Here is a 17,019-nt window from a genome sequence, read left to right as displayed (position 1 = left end):
CCTACAAATAGAGTATACCACGCTTTATGTAAGCGCTATCATGAATTGGGTGAAAATCTAGGCAACAAAAAAGCGGATGCTCGATTGCCATCCGCTTCACTGTTATTGAACTTCGTTATCATTCACCATCGGAGCGTAGAGCTCTTCAAGTGGCTTCATGATAATTTTCGTCACTTCTGTGACCAGTTGATGCATGCGTTGCTCTTCTTGCATGAGCTCCATGATCAATTCGTTTTGTTGAACGCCCATCATTTTTGTCTGCGCATCCATCATCTCTTGTTCAGAGATTTCTTCGCCTTGCATTTGCTTCTGTTGAAGCGTCATTTGGATATCACGGAAGTCAGCGAATAACTGGTTCGCTTCTGCATCCGCATTGACACGGTCGTATAGTGAAGAGAGATTTGTGAACTCCTCAGAATCGCGAAGTGCTTTTTCCAATTGGTAAGCATGATCGTACAAGTTTGATTGTGACATGTGACGTCCTCCTAAAAACTATTAGGGCATGCCGATCAAACGATGGCAATCAACCCTTGAATCAATCCAATCATACCACCTAATAAGGCGCCAAGCCATGTTATTGCCCGGAACTCTCGTTTTGAGATCGAAAGGACGATCTCTTCGAGGTACGAGGTATCGAGCGAGTTCACTTGCTCTTGAACGATTTGATCGATTTTCAGGCGATCCATGACCGTCTCCATTTGATCCGTGAAACGCGTGATGACGAGCCTCACGCCGTTCGGCACGAGTTCTTCGATGACACGGTCTTCGACGTCCCGCGTATAGGAGTGGACGGTCCGATCGAGCAGTTCCCCAACCGGGAGACGCGAGACGACTTCCGTCGTCACACCGTCAATCAACCGTTCCTCTAATCGGTCGTCGAGCAGTGTATCGACCGAGCGTTCACTGAACCGCTCGAATTCGCGCGTGATCATCGTCGCCATGCCAGACCGAGTCGAGCCACCTCGCAAGATATTGATAATCTCCGGACGAATCATTTCGACGAAATTCAAGTTTTGAACGAACCCGGCGATGAAACCGAGCCGACGTTGGACGAACGAGTCGACCATGTGCCGAAGTTGCGCCTCGCCTTCAGCCGAATAAAAGTATTCTTCTGACTTGACGAGCAGGGCGTCCACGATTTCGGGGATGATGCCGCGGACACGGTCCATCCCGTCTTCACCGAGAAGCTCATATAGTTGACGCGACTTCACATCCGCAAGGACAAGTCGGAGCTCTTGACGGAGTTTCTTATCTGCCTCAGTCAATACACGTGTCTCGGCATCCGGATAAAGCGGCTCGATGAGCGACCGGATCGTCTTGTCCGAGCGGAGCATCGTCCGCACTTCGCCTTGAACGAAGTGCGTGATATGACTCCCGACTTGTTCATCGAGCAGTCGCTTACGCATCCCTTCAGGCGTCAACAAGTGCTTGACGACCGTCTTCCCGAGGCTAGTCGCCAACTCATCGCGTCGTTTCGGAATCAAGCCTGGCGTGAACGGGACGCGCATGTTCCCGATATATTTAGGATGGTGGGGACGGAATAACATTTTGATGGCGAGGAAGTTGGTCACTCCCCCGATCACTGCACCAATGGCGATCATAATGAATATTTTCAGTAGACTCTCCAAACTGTCTGCCTCCGATCTGAAATATGATACATTTGTTGAAGAGGTGATTGTGTTGACAACGTTTGAACGCATTAAATCCATTTTTCCGATGGCTGTCCATCGGTCAGAAGACACTTCCGGTGACGTTCGCTGGTATCAAGCCCAGGACGGCACGGTCTTCGGGTTGCCTAAAATAGAGCTGACGGAGCGGGAGCAACAGTTGCTCGAATGGTCCGCCACTCCGCTGTTGACAAGACTCGACCCGCGACAAGCCAAATGGCAGAATCGTCTCCTCACCGACACGTACCGGTTCGACCAGCCGTTTCGTCTCATGTCGCTCGTCCTGCATTATCAGGATCCTGAGGCGCTCGATCAATTTTTAGACGTGTTAGCTGACTTTATGCCTGAAGCAGAGATCGTTCTTATGACCCGGTCTCACGTTGAAATCATTGAGACCGACCAGTTCGTCGAGCTGACCGAGTTCGAGGACGTCTTGCGGGCAATTGCTAGCGATTGTTACGTCGAGGCGCACGTCGTCTATAGCGCCCGCCCGCTCGGTGACCTGGGGCCACTTTATCATCAGCATCAGGCGCTACTCCCGCTCGCCAAGCTCTCTACTAAAGCTTACCCTGCTAGTCAATTATTATACCATTATTTACTCCAACGCCATGAGACTTTTGATGTACCTCCCCGTCTGACGGCCACCGTCGTCGAATCACTCGACAAGACGACGATTGATTTATTGGAGGCGCTGTTCGCCCACTCGTTGAACGTGTCGCACACGGCAAAGGCGTTATTCATGCACCGGAACACGCTCAACTATCGGCTAGACCGGCTCTATGAGGCGACCGGTTATGACGCTAGACAGTTCTACGACGCCGCTCTGCTTCAGTTGATTGTCACGTTGCACAAATCCGAGTAATCGTTTTTGTGCAACGTGTACATATTCAATGCAAGCGGTTTCACCGTATAATCAATCTTGTAAGCGCTATTATACAAGAACAGATTCTCAGGAGGCTAACGACATGGCAGAAATTCAATTGAACCACATTGATAAAATATACGAAGGTGGCGACTCAAAGGCAGTCAGCGATTTTAACTTGCACATCAAGGACCGCGAGTTCATCGTCTTCGTCGGACCTTCAGGTTGCGGTAAATCGACGACACTCCGTATGATCGCCGGACTCGAAGAAATCTCGAGCGGGGACTTCATCATCGATGGCAAGCGCATGAACGACGTCGCACCGAAAGACCGCGACATCGCGATGGTCTTCCAAAACTATGCCCTTTACCCGCACATGAGTGTGTATGACAACATGGCGTTCGGTTTGAAACTTCGCAAGTTCCCGAAAGATGAAATCGATCGTCGCGTCCAAGATGCGGCCCGTATCCTCGGACTTGAAGAATACCTTCAACGTAAGCCGAAAGCACTCTCAGGTGGTCAGCGTCAACGTGTCGCCATCGGCCGTGCCATCGTTCGTGATGCCAAAGTGTTCTTGATGGATGAGCCGCTCTCAAACTTGGATGCCAAGCTTCGCGTTCAAATGCGTAAAGAAATCATCCAATTGCACAACCGTCTCGACACGACGACGATTTACGTTACCCATGACCAAACGGAAGCGATGACACTCGCGACTCGCATCGTTATCATGAAAGACGGAATCATCCAACAAGTCGGTTCGCCGAAAGAAGTATATGAAAACCCGGACAACATCTTCGTAGCCGGCTTCATCGGATCACCTTCAATGAACTTCTTCCGCGGTAAATTGGCTGATGGGAAGTTCCTCGTCGGTGGTGAAGAAATCAACGTCCCTGAAGGCAAAATGAAAGGTCTTCGTGACCGCGGTTACGTCGGTAAAGAGCTCGTTCTCGGAATCCGTCCAGAATCGATCCACGATGAGCCGATCTACATCGACTCACCAACGACGCACACGTTCCGCACACATATCGACGTCGCCGAGCTCATGGGCGCTGAGTCATACTTGTACGCTGAACTCGGTGGACACCAGTTCACGGCTCGCATCGATGGACGTTCGAACATCCACATGGGTGATGACGTCACACTCGCACTCGATATGACGAAAGCTCACTTCTTCGACACGGAAACAGAACAAGTCATCCGTTAATACAAAAATCCCTTCGATTGGTTGCAATCGAAGGGATTTCTTTGTGTCAGCGAATCGCATACCGACGTTCGAGACGATGCTGCCCCGCCTGGATGAGCGTCGACAAGATCCAATAGATCGATGCCGAGAACAAGAGGAGCGGCATGACGAGATACGTCGTCGCGGCAATTTGGTCCGACACGTACGTCAACTCTTGGACGGCGATGACCGAACCGAGCGACGTCGATTTGATAATATCGATGACCGAGTTGGACACCGGTGGGATCGCACGCGATAGCGCCTGGGGGAAGATGATATCCTTGAAGCGCTTCGCACGCGGGATGCCGAGGGCGACACTCGCCTCGACTTGTCCTTGGTCGACCGAATTGATCGCCGCCCGGAACGCTTCCGAGATATAGGCCGCGAAGTGAAGGCCTAACCCGAAGATGAGCGCCTGCATCCCGCTCAACTGAACGAATCCGGTCAAACCGACGTACAAGATGAGAAGTTGCAACAAGAGCGGTGTGCCCCGGAAGAACGAGATATACGTGCGCGTGAACAAACGAACGACTTTGACAGGGCTGCTGTGTAAGACAGCGATGATCAGACCGAGCACCAAGGCGAGGAGAATCGACAGGATACTGGCGATCAACGTCAATTGTACGGCTTCGATATAGGCCGAACGGTTCTCGATGACGGTCGTGATCAGTTCACTCATTGACTGATGTCCTCACCGAAGTACTTCTCACCGATCTCAGCCATCGTGCCGTCTTCTTGCATTTCAGCGAGCGCATCGTTCAAGCCTTCGAGCACGTCCGAGTCTTGGCGTGTCATGAAGCCGGCTTCGCTCTTGTTGAAGACGTCACCTACCGCTTTCACGTCGTAACCTGTCTTCTCTAGCTCCGTCAAGATGAAGAGACGGTCGTTGAGCGCCGCATCGAGACGTCCGACTTGAAGGTCTTGGAGCACTTGGTTCGCGCCTTTGTAGAACTTCACTTCAGCACCGGCTTCTTCAGCGAGCTGCGCATAGACTGAACCTTGTGTCGAGCCGACGACTTTGCCGTCGAGGTCGTCGATGCCTTGGATGTCCTCGTTGTCTGATGCGACGATGACTTGCGCGCCTGAGACGGCGTATGGGTCTGAGAACGCGTACTTCTCTTCACGCTCTGGTGTGATGCTCATCTGGTTGGCGATCATGTCGATGCGTTCCGCGTCGAGTGCCGGTACGAGTCCTTTGAAGTCCATCGGCTCGTATTCGACCGTGTAACCGGCACGCTCGGCCGCTTCATTCAACACATCGATGTCATACCCTGTGATTTCACCTTTATCTTTATACGTGAATGGCGGGTATGTCGCTTCTGTTCCGACTGTGATGACGGCTTCTTCTGAACCGCTGTCTGTCTCTGTGCCGCATGCTGCGAGCACCCCGAACGATGCGCCGATAGCGAGTACTGCTGTTAACGATTTTTTCATATGAATTCCACCTTCCTGATAATCCTTATATGATTACATGGTTTTGAACAATAACCTCATCATACTGACGGGGGCATTCAATGTCAAACAAAAACCACTGCCCTCGTCAGGGCAGTGGTCCTCGCTTACTCGATTGCTTTCGCTTGTTTCATGACATCTCGTTCAATCGCCTCTCGTTTGACCGTCGTCTTCTCGGCGCTATCGGCGTGGACGCTGAAGTAGAACTTGATTTTTGGCTCCGTTCCAGACGGACGCAGGCAGAACCATGAGCCATCCTCGAAAATGAACTTGAGCACGTTCGACGACGGCAACTCGATTGTTTCCGTCTCTCCTTGTCGCAAGTTCGTCGCGACTTGTTGCTTATAGTCTTCAAAGCGGACGACTTCGTACCCTCCGACTTCCTGCGGCGGATTGGCGCGGAACGCCTCCATCATCCGACCGATCTGTTCGAGACCGGCTTTCCCTTTCAGTGTCATCGATTGGAGCGACTCTTCATAGAAGCCATACTTCTCATATACAGCTTGGAGCGCATCGTATAACGTGCGTCCTTGTTGTTTATGGAAGGCCGCCATCTCAGCGCCGAGCAAGCACGCCTGGACGGCATCCTTGTCACGACAGAAGTCGCCAATCAAATACCCGTAGCTCTCTTCGTAGCCGAACAAGAACGTATATTCACCAGATTCTTCATATTGTTTGATCTTCTCACCGATGAACTTGAAGCCGGTGAGCGTATTCTCGAGGTGAACCCCATACGCCTTAGCGATGGCCGCCCCAAGTTCAGACGTGACAATCGTCTTCGCGACGAAACCGTTCGTCGGAAGCGTGCCCGTCTCCACTTTTTGAGACAGAATGTAATCCATGAGGAGCGCCCCGGTCTGGTTCCCCGTCAAGACGAACCATTCGCCGTTGCGGTCACGGACCGTGAAACCGACACGGTCGGCGTCCGGATCCGTCGCCATGAGCAAGTCGGCCCCGACACGATCGCCGTATTGCATCGCGAGCTCAAACGCGGCCCGTTCTTCCGGGTTCGGATAACTGACCGTCGGGAACGACCCGTCTGGCTCGGCCTGCTCCTCGACGATGGTGACATGTTCAAATCCATACGCCTTCAACCCTTCCATGACCGGGCGACGTCCCGTCCCGTGGAGTGGCGAGTAGACGATTTTAAGCGGGTCTCCTTGCACATCCGTATGAATGCGAATCGATTGAAGGGCCTCCATATAAGCCGCATCGACCGACGCATCGACGGTGACGAGCGTGCCGTCGGCGCGGAGTGGGGCTTCATCTTGGACTTCGATCTTTAATTCGTCTTCGATTGCGTTGACGTACGAGACGAGCTCATCGGCCTCGGCCGGTGGCAACTGTCCGCCATCGGCACCGTATACTTTAAAACCGTTATATTCTGGCGGGTTGTGGCTCGCCGTGATGACGATGCCTCCAAATGCGTTTAAATGTCTGACGGCGAACGACAACTCTGGTGTGGTCCGCAGGCTTGGGAACAAGTATGTCTTAATCCCGTTCGAGGCGAGCGTACGCGCCGCTTCGAGCGCGAACTCCGGCGAGAAGTGACGTGAGTCGTGGGCGATGACAACGCCGTGACGTTTCGCTTCTTCGCCTGAGGCAGCGATAAAGTCCGCGAATCCTTGCGATGCCTTACGAATCGTATACATGTTCATCCGGTTCGCACCTGGTCCGATTTCCCCGCGCATACCGCCCGTCCCGAATTCGAGCGTCTTATAAAAGGCGTCCTCGAGCGACGTCTCGTCTTGCTCCATTTCCTCAAGCTCGGCGCGCAAGTGCGGTTCGAGCGCCTCGTGTTGTTTCCATCGGTCATATGTCTGTTGCCATGTCATGGTCAGTTCCCCTTTCGACATTCAAAAATTCAATCGAAGTACTCGCCAATTTGTTCCATCTTGTATACGATGGGAGTAACGAAACTTCGAGGTGATACTATGTTTCCAACTATGCGTGCCCAAGAATTGAAACACATCGTCCATACGGACTCGATTCGCTTTATTGATTGTCGTTATTCATTAAACGACGCCTCATACGGAAAATATGTGTATCGACAGGGGCATCTCCCGAACGCCGTCTTCCTCGATTTGATGGAAGATTTATCTGGTCCCGTGTCCGAACACGGTGGGCGCCATCCACTGCCGTCAAAAGAAGCATGGACCGAGACGCTTCGCCGAATCGGGATTCAAAAAGATGACTTGATTATCATTTACGATGACGGATTCCCTTATGCCGCCCGTGCTTGGTGGTTATTCAAATGGGCCGGCCATGAGCGTGTCATCGTGCTCGAGGGCGGGATTCAGTCCGGAATCACTTACTGCGGCGAGACGACGACGGACGTTCCGTCCTACCCCGCCTCAGATTACGTCCCAGCGTTCCAAGACGAGATGATTGCGACGATCGAAGACGTCCGTGCCGCCACGGTCACGGGCGGGCTCTATGATTCACGGACGGCCGACCGGTACGACGGCAGCCATGAACCGATTGATCGCAAACCGGGCCATATCCCGAACGCCGTCCTTTGTCCGTACGCCGAAGCCGTCACCGACCTCGGCACACTTCAAGATTTTCATGATTTGAGAGAGCTGTACGCCAACGTCCTCGACGTCCCCAACCCCATCTTCTATTGCGGGAGCGGAGTCACCGCCTGCGTGAACATTTTGGCGTTACACGCCCTCGGTAAAGATGACGTCCGGCTGTACCCAGGGTCTTACTCTGATTGGATCAGTTATCCAGAAAACACGGTCCACCCGTAACGGGTGGATCGCTTTTTTTATTTCACGCTCGTCGGTTTGATGTTCCAGACGGCGTTCGCGTATTCCGTGATCGTCCGGTCACTCGAGAAGATTCCCGATTTGGCCGTGTTGACGATTGAACTCTCGGCCCAGCGTGCTTTGTCCGAGAACACCTCGTCGACGCGTCGTTGCGCCTGCATGTAAGACGCGAAATCTTTCAACACGAGGAAATCGTCATTATAGACGAGAAGCGAGTCGAAGATGGCTTGGAATTGGTATTCTCCGACCTTGTCGAACGTTCCGTTGACGAGGGCATCGACGACGTTACGCACTTCTGTGTTCGCATGATAGATGTCGGCCGCGTGATAGCCACCGAACTTCTTGTAGTTCATGACTTCTTGCGGCGTCAATCCGAAGATGAAGATGTGGTCGTCGCCGACCGCGTCGCGAATCTCGATATTGGCGCCGTCGAGCGTCCCGATTGTGAGCGCCCCGTTCATCATGAACTTCATGTTGCCGGTACCTGACGCCTCGTAGCTCGCCGTCGAAATCTGTTCACTCAAATCCGAACCTGGGAAGATTCGCTCCGCCATCGAGACGCGGTAGTTCTCGAGGAAGACAATCTTGATGAAGCGGCTCGCCCGCTTATCGTTGTTGATCATGGCCGCGAGCGCGTTGATATAGCGAATGACTTCTTTCGCGTAATAGTAGCCCGGCGCCGCCTTCGCACCGAAGATGAATGTCCGTGGCACCATCGTGAACGTCGGGTCCGCTTGAATCTTCTGATAGAGCGCGTGGATATGCATCGCGTCCATCAATTGACGTTTATAAGCGTGGAGCCGCTTGACTTGAACGTCAAAAATCGACTCCGGGTCGACGGCGATGCCCGTCTCTGCTTGAATGTAGCCGGCGAGGTCAAGTTTGTTCTGTTGCTTCACGTTCATGACTTGCTCTTGGAAGCTCGCATCTTTTGACACGCCCATCAACTTCTCAAGATCGTTCGGGTGTTCGATCCATGACGAACCGATCGCATCGGTGATCAAGTTCGAGAGTCGCGGATTTGACTTGAGGAGCCAGCGACGATGCGTGATCCCGTTCGTCTTGTTGTTGAAGCGAAGCGGGAACATCTCATACAAATGACGCATCTCACGTTGCTTCAAAATATCGGTATGGATGCGGGCGACCCCGTTCGTCGAGTGCGAGCCGACGACGGCAAGGTTCGCCATATTGATGTGTTGGTTCGACACGATCGCAATCTCGCCCATGTGCGGCTCGAGATGTGGATAGTTGACGAGCACATCTTTACAGAAGCGACGATTGATTTCCGTGATAATTTGATAGATGCGCGGCAATAGCCGTTCATACATCTCGACCGGCCACTTCTCGAGTGCCTCGGCGAGAAGCGTGTGGTTCGTGAATGACATGACGCTCTTCGTCACACGCCAAGCCTCATCCCATCCGTAACCGTGGTCGTCCATCAAGATGCGCATGAGTTCGGGGATGGCCACGACCGGATGCGTGTCATTGATGTGGACGGCGTAATGGTCGCCTAAGTGCTTCAATGATTTATTATGACGTAAGTAAGACGCAATCATTGACTGAACGCCCGCCGAAACGAAAAAGTACTGTTGCTTCAAGCGCAACACTTTTCCTTCATATGTCGTATCGTCCGGGTAGAGGAACTCAGAGATGGTCGCAATCGACTGCTTGTATTTGAGCAAGTCTTTGTACGAACCTTTCGTCCGTTCCATGTACTCCTCGTCATCAAACGGTGACTCGGCGTTCCAAAGACGGAGCGTATTGACGACATCGTTTTTGTAGCCGATGATCGGCATGTCGTAAGGCACGGCTCGGACGACTTCATCCGGATGGTGGACGACGCGAAGCCGGTCCCCAATTTGTCGCATCTCGATCCAACCGCCGAAATTGACGTCGACAGCTCGGTCAGTCCGGCGTGTCTCCCACATGTTGCCATCACGGAGCCAGTTGTCCGGCAACTCGACTTGATAGCCGTCGACGATCTTTTGTTTGAACAAGCCGTAACGGTAACGAATCCCGTTCCCGTGCCCAGGCAGGCTGAGCGCGGCGAGTGAATCGAGGAAACATGCCGCCAAACGACCAAGCCCGCCATTCCCGAGACCTGGTTCCGGCTCATATTCGGTGATATCGGTGAAGTTGAATCCGAGCTCCTCGAGTCCCTCTTGCACGACTTCTAAGACGTCCATACTGAGCAAGTTGTTGTACAGAAAACGACCGAGCAAAAATTCAAGTGAAAAATAAATGACTTGTTTACTTTGTTTTTCTTCGTGCTTGTCGCGGGTGTTGATCCATTTCGGGATCGCCTGTTCGCGCACTATCGTTGCCAACGTTTGATACACTTCCTGCTCGGTCGCTTCATCAAACGACTTCCCGTTTAATGCGACGAATCTCTCTTGAAATGAAGTGACGAAGCTCTGTTTATCTGTAAACATATGTGTGTAAAACTCCTTCCAGTCATGCGAATAGGTGATACAACTCACGGTATTGCTTTGCAGATTGTTTCCAGCTGAAGTCCGCGGTCATCGCTTGATGGACGAGCGCGTTCCAATTGTTGTCGTCGTAGAAGACACGAATCGATTTCTCAATCGTCGCGAGCATCTCGTGGGCGTTGTAATTCAAGAAACCAAATCCCGTACCCTCTTGTGTGTACTCATTATACGGCTTGACCGTGTCGCGTAACCCCCCCGTCTCGCGGACGATCGGGAGCGTCCCATAGCGCATCGAGATAAGTTGGCTCAGACCGCACGGCTCAAAGCGCGACGGCATGAGGAATGCATCCGATCCCGCGTAAATCAAGTGTGCGAGTTCAATGTCGAAGCCGATATACGACCCGACCTTGCCTGGATGCGTCGCCGTCATCTCGTGAACGATGCCCTCGTATTCGGGTTGACCCGACCCGAGGAAGACAAACTGACAGTCCAAGTTCCCAAGCTCTTCACTCACCGCTTCAATCAAATCGAGGCCCTTTTGTTCGACGAGCCGACTGACGAAACCAATTAACATGACATCGTCACGCACTTCGAGACCGAATCGTTCTTGGAGCACGCGCTTGTTAACGAGCTTACCTTCGCGGAACGTGTCGAGATTGTACGTCTGGGCAATCCGCTTGTCCGTGTTCGGGTCGTTCATCGTCAAATCCAAACCGTTTAAAATACCCCGGACGTCGACTGCTCGATGACGGAGCGCACCGTCAAGTCCTTCACCATAATACGGTTCCATAATCTCGTCACGATACGACGGACTGACCGTCGTGATTTGATCGGAGTGGACAATGCCGGCCTTCATGTAGTTGACGAGACCGTTATGTTGAATCCCTTCCGCCGTGAAGTGCTCCGGACCAAACTGTAACAGCTCGCCGAGGACCGCTTCTGGGAAGATGCCCTGATATTGCAGGTTATGGATGGTGAATACGGTACGGATGCGTTGATACGCCTCGAGGTGTTGATAATGAATCCGCAAGAAGGCTGGGACGACACCGGTCTGCCAATCATGGCAGTGGAGCACGTCGGGCACCTCTTCCGCTTCGAGCTTTCCGATCATCTCAAGGACGGCCCGAGAGAAGAATGCGAACCGCTCGGCATCATCGTAATGGCCGTAGAGCACGCCTTCCCGTTTGAAATAGTACTCGTTATCGATAAAGTAGAACGTGACCCCATCGCGCACAAGTTTCAGGACGGCACCAAACTGCTTGCGCCATCCGACCGGTACGATCAAGTCGAATAGATACTCCATCTCGTCCACATATTCCTGAGCAATCGCGCCATACTTCGGCATAACGACACTCACATCTTCACCGAGGCCAGACACCGCTTGAGGGAGCGAGCCGATAACATCTGCAAGCCCCCCCGTTTTCATGAACGGTGCCGCTTCTGAAGCGACATACCATATTTTCATAATATCCCCCTTTACACCGTTGTCCGTTTTCCGATGACGATCGGTTCGTCGACCGTACCTCGAATGACTTGTCCTCGTTTGACGACCACTTCTTTATCTAAAATGGCGTTCTCGACGACAGCGCCTTCTTCGATGATCGACTTGGATAAAATGATTGAGTTTTTGACACGGGCGTGCTCACTGACGACGACACCGCGGAAGAGAATGCTGTTTTGAACTTCTCCGCTGATTTTACAGCCGTTTGCGACGAGCGCTTCATTCACTTTCGACCCTTTCAAATAACGGGTCGGCGGCTCATGTTTAATCTTCGTATAGATATGCGGGAAGTCATAGATAATCCCTTCCTGACGAAGTAAGCGCATACTTTCATTATAGTATGAAAGGACAGAATGAATCACCTGCATTTTCCCAGTATAGTGATAGCCGTGTACGTGCAGACGATGAAGCTGCGGACGGATGACACCGTCGAGCAAATCATACTCGCCTCTTGACGTCGCTTCGTCGACGAGACGAAGGAACAAGTTTTTCGACATGATGATTGTCTCGGTATACGTATACTCATCGACCGGGGTGTATCCGCGCTCACCGATGCCGACGACACGGTCGTTTTCGCCGAGACGAATCGGGCGGCAATACCCGCATTTTTGTTCGTGAGCGGCATAACCGAGTGTGATGTCCGCACCCATCGATTTATGATGGTCGAGCATGTCTTGGAAGTCGATCGTCGTCAACACGTTCGATCCGGTAATCACGACGTACGGCTGTTTGCTGCGTACGAAGTGTTCGCGGTGCATCGAGAAGTTGGCCAAGTCGCCGAGGTACGCTTCCCCGTCGGGCTTGAGCGCCGGCGGGAAGATGTGTAGCCCCCCTTGCGAACGGTCCAAATCCCATTCTTTCCCTGAACCCAAGTGGTCCATGAGCGAGCGATACTTATCGAGCGTGAAAATACCCACTTGGTTGATGCCTTGGGTAATCATGTTCGTCAATGTAAAATCAATCAGGCGATAACGCCCAGAGAACGGGACAGCTGCTAAATTGCGATGCCCCGTGAACTCTGGAAACAAGCCCTCTTCGGTCCCTAAGTTGATGACCCCTAACAAATCATTCGTCAACAGTAACGCCTCCTTGCGTCGGTCTTTTTTTAAATCAAGCACGTTGTTTGAAGACTGTGCCGCTCTCGATATTTTCGTGTGGTTCAATGACAACGATCTCACCACCCGGCTCGCCGACAGTCGCCCCGTCCTCAATGACGGCACAGCTGGCGACGATGGCTCTGTGAATGGTTACATCTTTTCCGATTCGTGCTCCCGGCATGATGACCGAGTCTTTGACGAGCGACCCTTCACCGACGCGCACGTCATAGAACAAGACTGAATGTTGGACTTCGCCTTCGATTCGACATCCTTCATTGATGACCGACTGTTCAACGCATGCATCTTTGCCGATGAACTGAGGTGTCTGGTTCGGGTTGACCGAGTAGATTTTAAAGTCCGGATCATAGAGGTCGAACGGCGGATCTTCTTCGAGCAAGTCCATGTTGGCTTCCCAAAGCGATTGAATCGTCCCGACGTCTTTCCAGTAGCCTTTAAATTTATACGCAAACACGTCTAAACCGTCGAGGAGCGTGTTCGGAATGATATTTTTCCCGAAGTCGAAGCTTGATGTCTCGTCTTCCGCATCTTGGATCAAGTGCTCCCGTAGCACTTTCCAGTTGAAGATATAAATCCCCATCGAAGCCAAGTTGCTCTTCGGTTTCTCCGGCTTCTCTTCAAACTCTTTAATGCGAAGGTCATCGCTTGTGTTCAAGATTCCGAAACGAGGTGCCTCGTCCCAAGGGACTTCCATGACTGAGATGGTGACGTCTGCTTGCTTCTCTTTATGGAAATCGAGCATCTTCTCGTAATCCATCTTGTAAATGTGGTCCCCCGACAGGATCAACACATACTCCGGATCATAATCGTCGATGTAGCTCAAGTTCCGATAAATCGCATTGGCCGTACCTTCGTACCAATTTTTACCCGATTGCGCTTGGTATGGCGGCAAGATGGCCAAGCCTCCATTGCGGCGGTCCAAGTCCCAGGCCGACCCGATGCCTAGGTAGCGGTTCAATTCAAGCGGTTCGTATTGTGTCAACACTCCCACCGTCGTAATTCCCGAATTGGTACAGTTCGATAATGGAAAATCGATGATTCGGTACTTCCCTCCGAAATGGACAGCAGGCTTCGCTGTCTTCCGTGTGAGAGGCCCGAGTCGTTTCCCTTCTCCTCCTGCGAGGAGCATCGCAACCATTTCTTGCTTCATAGTACAGCCTCCTAAATTCATAATATAATCATCTATTACCCTCTTTCTCTATTTCCTAATGTATTCCTGCTCAAATTATTATATGATAACGTTTACATTTTGAATTTTATCTAAAGATTGACGATATAATGAATATAGAGAGAGGTGAGACGATGCGAGCGTGGATTGGGACACTATTTTTTGCCGGTTTGCTAGCCACCGGTCTGACAATCAGCGGGGCGTTGAAAGAGGAGATTGAACAGACGAAGCAGATTTTGACGTGGGGCGAAAAGACAGTCGATGCGGCCCCGCTCGCTTCGAAGCATGCCGTCACATTGACGTATAAAGGCGGGACAGAACAGCTCTATTTGAGCGGCCGACGAGATGACGTCTCCGTCGCCCGCTTGCCGGCCCATATCCGGGAGGCGATCATGGTCATCGAAGATCGTAAGTTCAACGCCCATCCAGGATACGATCTCGGCGGAATCGCCCGGGCGTTCATTCACAACGCTAATGAATCTTCCTTACAGGGCGGGAGCACAATCACGCAACAGCTGGCTCGTAACGTCTATTTGACGCACGAACGAACGTATGAGCGAAAAGTGAAAGAATTATTGCTTGCTCGGGCGCTCGAAAAACAATATAGCAAAAAAGAAATTATGACTGCTTACAGCAACGTCATTTTCTTTGGCCATAACGTTTATGGCATCCAGGCAGCGGCCGATACGTACTTCGATCGTTCACTCGAAGATTTGAACTGGAATCAAATCGCCTACTTATTGACCGTTCCGAACAATCCGTCTTTATATGACCCGCTCGAACCATCGGCTAGGTTTTACGAACGAAAAGACCGAATCCTCACTCAACTTCGGGATGCCGGCGTTCTATCGAAGCAAGCTTACGAGACATACCACGGTGTGAAGCTAAAGGCTACCTATCGCCAGCATGTCGTCCGTTATCCCGATTATATGGATGCGGTCATGAAAGAAGCGGTCCGACTCGTCCGCTCACGCTATGACCTTGATGAAGAAGCTGCCAAAGACTATTTAGCGACCAACCAAGCTACAATTGACACCTACCTGTCCGTAGCTCGGCAGAAGCAAGCAAAACAAGTCATGACGAAGCTGCCGACCGGTCTAAACGGCGGCTATGCCGAAGTGACGCCGAAAGGCCGAATCATCGCTCTCGTGGATTCAGAGATGACCCGAAGCGGCGAATTCAACCGGGCCACGCAAGCGTTCCGTCAACCCGGCTCGGCCATCAAGCCGGTCCTCGTCTTCGCGCCTTTCATCGAAGAGACCGGTGCGAAACTCGATACGATCCTTGACGGCCGGCCGGTCTGTTACGGAACCTATTGTCCGACGAACAGCGGCAATCGCGTCCTCGGCGATGTATCGTTCCGTGATACGGTCGCGTATTCTTACAACACGCCGGCGCTCGCTGCCTTCACCGCGATTGACCAGGAAACGGCGTTCGCCACGGCCGACCTAATGTTCAGCCAATGGGATGCTAAAACGGATAACAGCCTGGCCAGTGCGCTCGGCGGATTGACCCAAGGTGTGTCACCGAAAGAACTCGCCGCCGCCTATACCCCGTTCTTGAACCAAGGTGTGTACGTGTCAGGTCAGACCGTCAAGCAAATCCGCTTCGAGTCAGGGGAACCTACACTCACACCAAGCGTGACAAAACAGGCTGTCTGGTCGAAAGCGACCGTCGCGACGATGCGCGAGGCGTTGTCCGCCGTCACGACGTACGGGACCGGACGGTATGCCGGTCAAATCAAACGTCCTTATGTCGGCGGCAAGACCGGCACGACGAACTCACATAAAGACATGTGGTACGTCGGCTTGACCGACGAGACAATCACGGCCATCTGGCTCGGCGCCGATACGCCGCGCCCGTTCCCGGAACTCGCCAATCGGGCCTATCCTGCCATCATTTGGACAGAAGCCCATCGCTAAAAAGCCAGGGACGGCATTGTCCCTGGCTTTTTATGGTCGTCGATTCAGCTTATATCATCATAAAATGATATCCCCGACCGAGTTAAACAAGCGGAGCATGGCCCAAGCGAGGCCGCTCAAAAGAATCGCCCACATCATCGCTTGAATTAACAGTAGACCGATGGCACGAAATGTCGACATCAACTGGCTGACTTGCCATATGTAATAGAACAAATAGAGAACGAACGTGCCGAGCAGTACCGCAATGACGGCAAGCAACGAATTTAAAAACAAGAAGCTAATCCCTGAGCCGACGAGAAAAATCGTCGCCCCTGGCTTCAACCGATGCAACGAGCTACCGTTCGTCTCACGCGCAAAGAATGCGAATCCGAGTTGGTTGAACGTATCGGCGACGAGCTTGAAGGCGCTGAACAGCATAAAGTAAATGGTAAAGAACACGACGAGCACGAGCACTTTCGACTCTTGGACGGACAACAAGGCGATGATTTCGCTGTACACGCCGACACGCGTCAGCCATTGAATCACATACTCACTCGTGGCAATGGCGAGCGACATCGAGAATAGAGTGATCCCAATCAACGGGGCATAGCTTAACAAGTACACGTTTGTTTTCATATCGGCTCCAATTTCACAAGAATTTCTCATATTCAGTGCAAATCTATTATCAAGTATATTATAATATTCGTAGTCACGGAGAACAAAAGGGGGATTTTTAGATGGGTTTGTTACTAATGGTCGGAATCAGCGTCGTCTTCCTCGCAGCTATCTTCACAGCTGGATACAACAGAAAACCTGAAGGTAATCAATAAGAGCCGAGATTCTTGAACTGCTCCCCGTCAAGTAGACAGGGCAAATAATGAAAACCAGCCTAGGCGGCTTGAGTCCTGTATTCGACAGGGCTCAAGCCGTT

At 52.1% G+C, this 17,019-nt stretch carries 14 protein-coding genes; 4 read left to right on the top strand and 10 right to left on the bottom strand.

The genetic code is table 11. From position 1 onward, the window contains the following. Positions 1–102: 102 nt before the first annotated feature. Together KNP02_RS13570 and KNP02_RS13565 are read right to left on the bottom strand one after the other, a co-directional pair. Positions 103–474, bottom strand: coding sequence for a YlbF/YmcA family competence regulator (locus KNP02_RS13570; protein WP_034776512.1), 372 nt, complete (start codon positions 472–474; stop codon positions 103–105). Positions 475–509: 35 nt separating this feature from the next. Next, complete coding sequence (locus KNP02_RS13565; RefSeq protein ID WP_214709963.1) at positions 510–1,601, bottom strand: DUF445 domain-containing protein; 1,092 nt, start codon at positions 1,599–1,601, stop codon at positions 510–512. A 76-nt stretch (positions 1,602–1,677) separates the two neighbouring features. Here KNP02_RS13565 and KNP02_RS13560 point away from each other — a divergent pair, with 76 nt between their 5' ends. Continuing rightward, a complete protein-coding gene (locus KNP02_RS13560; protein WP_214709965.1) occupies positions 1,678–2,529 on the top strand; it encodes a PucR family transcriptional regulator in 852 nt (283 codons plus the stop codon). A gap of 103 nt (positions 2,530–2,632) precedes the next feature. After that, positions 2,633–3,733 (top strand): ABC transporter ATP-binding protein, encoded by a 1,101-nt coding sequence (locus tag KNP02_RS13555; RefSeq protein ID WP_034776508.1) that lies wholly within the window; start codon positions 2,633–2,635, stop codon positions 3,731–3,733. Between the two features lie 46 nt (positions 3,734–3,779). On the opposite strand, the gene KNP02_RS13550 is transcribed toward KNP02_RS13555, so the two are convergent. The 3 genes from KNP02_RS13550 to KNP02_RS13540 form a co-directional block, all read right to left on the bottom strand. After that, positions 3,780–4,430: an amino acid ABC transporter permease gene (locus KNP02_RS13550; RefSeq protein ID WP_131472220.1), complete on the bottom strand. Its 651-nt coding sequence runs from the start codon at positions 4,428–4,430 to the stop codon at positions 3,780–3,782. Beyond that, positions 4,427–5,185, bottom strand: coding sequence for a transporter substrate-binding domain-containing protein (locus tag KNP02_RS13545; RefSeq protein WP_214709967.1), 759 nt, complete (start codon positions 5,183–5,185; stop codon positions 4,427–4,429). Before KNP02_RS13545 ends, KNP02_RS13550 begins: the two co-directional genes overlap by 4 nt. Before the next feature lie 125 nt (positions 5,186–5,310). Beyond that, positions 5,311–7,038, bottom strand: a complete 1,728-nt coding sequence (locus KNP02_RS13540; protein WP_214709968.1) for a phospho-sugar mutase — start codon at positions 7,036–7,038, stop codon at positions 5,311–5,313. A 99-nt stretch (positions 7,039–7,137) separates the two neighbouring features. On the opposite strand from KNP02_RS13540, the gene KNP02_RS13535 reads away from it, so the two are divergent. Continuing rightward, positions 7,138–7,956, top strand: a complete 819-nt coding sequence (locus tag KNP02_RS13535; RefSeq protein ID WP_240731260.1) for a sulfurtransferase — start codon at positions 7,138–7,140, stop codon at positions 7,954–7,956. Between the two features lie 17 nt (positions 7,957–7,973). Here the strand turns inward: KNP02_RS13535 and KNP02_RS13530 are convergent, their stop codons facing one another. The 4 genes from KNP02_RS13530 to KNP02_RS13515 are packed head-to-tail and all read right to left on the bottom strand — an operon-like array spanning position 7,974 to position 14,169. Beyond that, positions 7,974–10,406, bottom strand: a complete 2,433-nt coding sequence (locus KNP02_RS13530) for a glycogen/starch/alpha-glucan phosphorylase (protein WP_214709970.1) — start codon at positions 10,404–10,406, stop codon at positions 7,974–7,976. A gap of 22 nt (positions 10,407–10,428) precedes the next feature. Continuing rightward, a complete protein-coding gene (glgA, locus tag KNP02_RS13525; RefSeq protein ID WP_214709972.1) occupies positions 10,429–11,868 on the bottom strand; it encodes a glycogen synthase GlgA in 1,440 nt (479 codons plus the stop codon). An 11-nt stretch (positions 11,869–11,879) separates the two neighbouring features. Continuing rightward, the gene (gene glgD, locus KNP02_RS13520; protein ID WP_214709974.1) at positions 11,880–12,980 is read right to left on the bottom strand and encodes a glucose-1-phosphate adenylyltransferase subunit GlgD; all 1,101 of its coding nucleotides are present in this window, start codon (positions 12,978–12,980) and stop codon (positions 11,880–11,882) included. A gap of 34 nt (positions 12,981–13,014) precedes the next feature. Next, a complete protein-coding gene (locus KNP02_RS13515) occupies positions 13,015–14,169 on the bottom strand; it encodes a glucose-1-phosphate adenylyltransferase (RefSeq protein ID WP_114166439.1) in 1,155 nt (384 codons plus the stop codon). Positions 14,170–14,321: 152 nt separating this feature from the next. Between KNP02_RS13515 and KNP02_RS13510 the strand changes: the two genes are divergently transcribed. Then, on the top strand, positions 14,322–16,109 hold the full coding sequence (locus KNP02_RS13510; protein WP_251129337.1) for a transglycosylase domain-containing protein: 1,788 nt from the start codon (positions 14,322–14,324) through the stop codon (positions 16,107–16,109). A 57-nt stretch (positions 16,110–16,166) separates the two neighbouring features. Here the strand turns inward: KNP02_RS13510 and KNP02_RS13505 are convergent, their stop codons facing one another. After that, on the bottom strand, positions 16,167–16,724 hold the full coding sequence (locus tag KNP02_RS13505; protein ID WP_214709978.1) for a DUF5366 family protein: 558 nt from the start codon (positions 16,722–16,724) through the stop codon (positions 16,167–16,169). Between the last annotated feature and the right edge of the window lie 295 nt (positions 16,725–17,019).

Origin of the sequence: Exiguobacterium sp. s40 (genome assembly GCF_018617905.1) — a bacterium.
GTDB lineage: Bacteria > Bacillota > Bacilli > Exiguobacteriales > Exiguobacteriaceae > Exiguobacterium > Exiguobacterium mexicanum_A.
The sequence above is the reverse complement of the archived record's forward strand: the minus strand, read 5'-3'. Positions and strand labels throughout refer to the sequence as shown.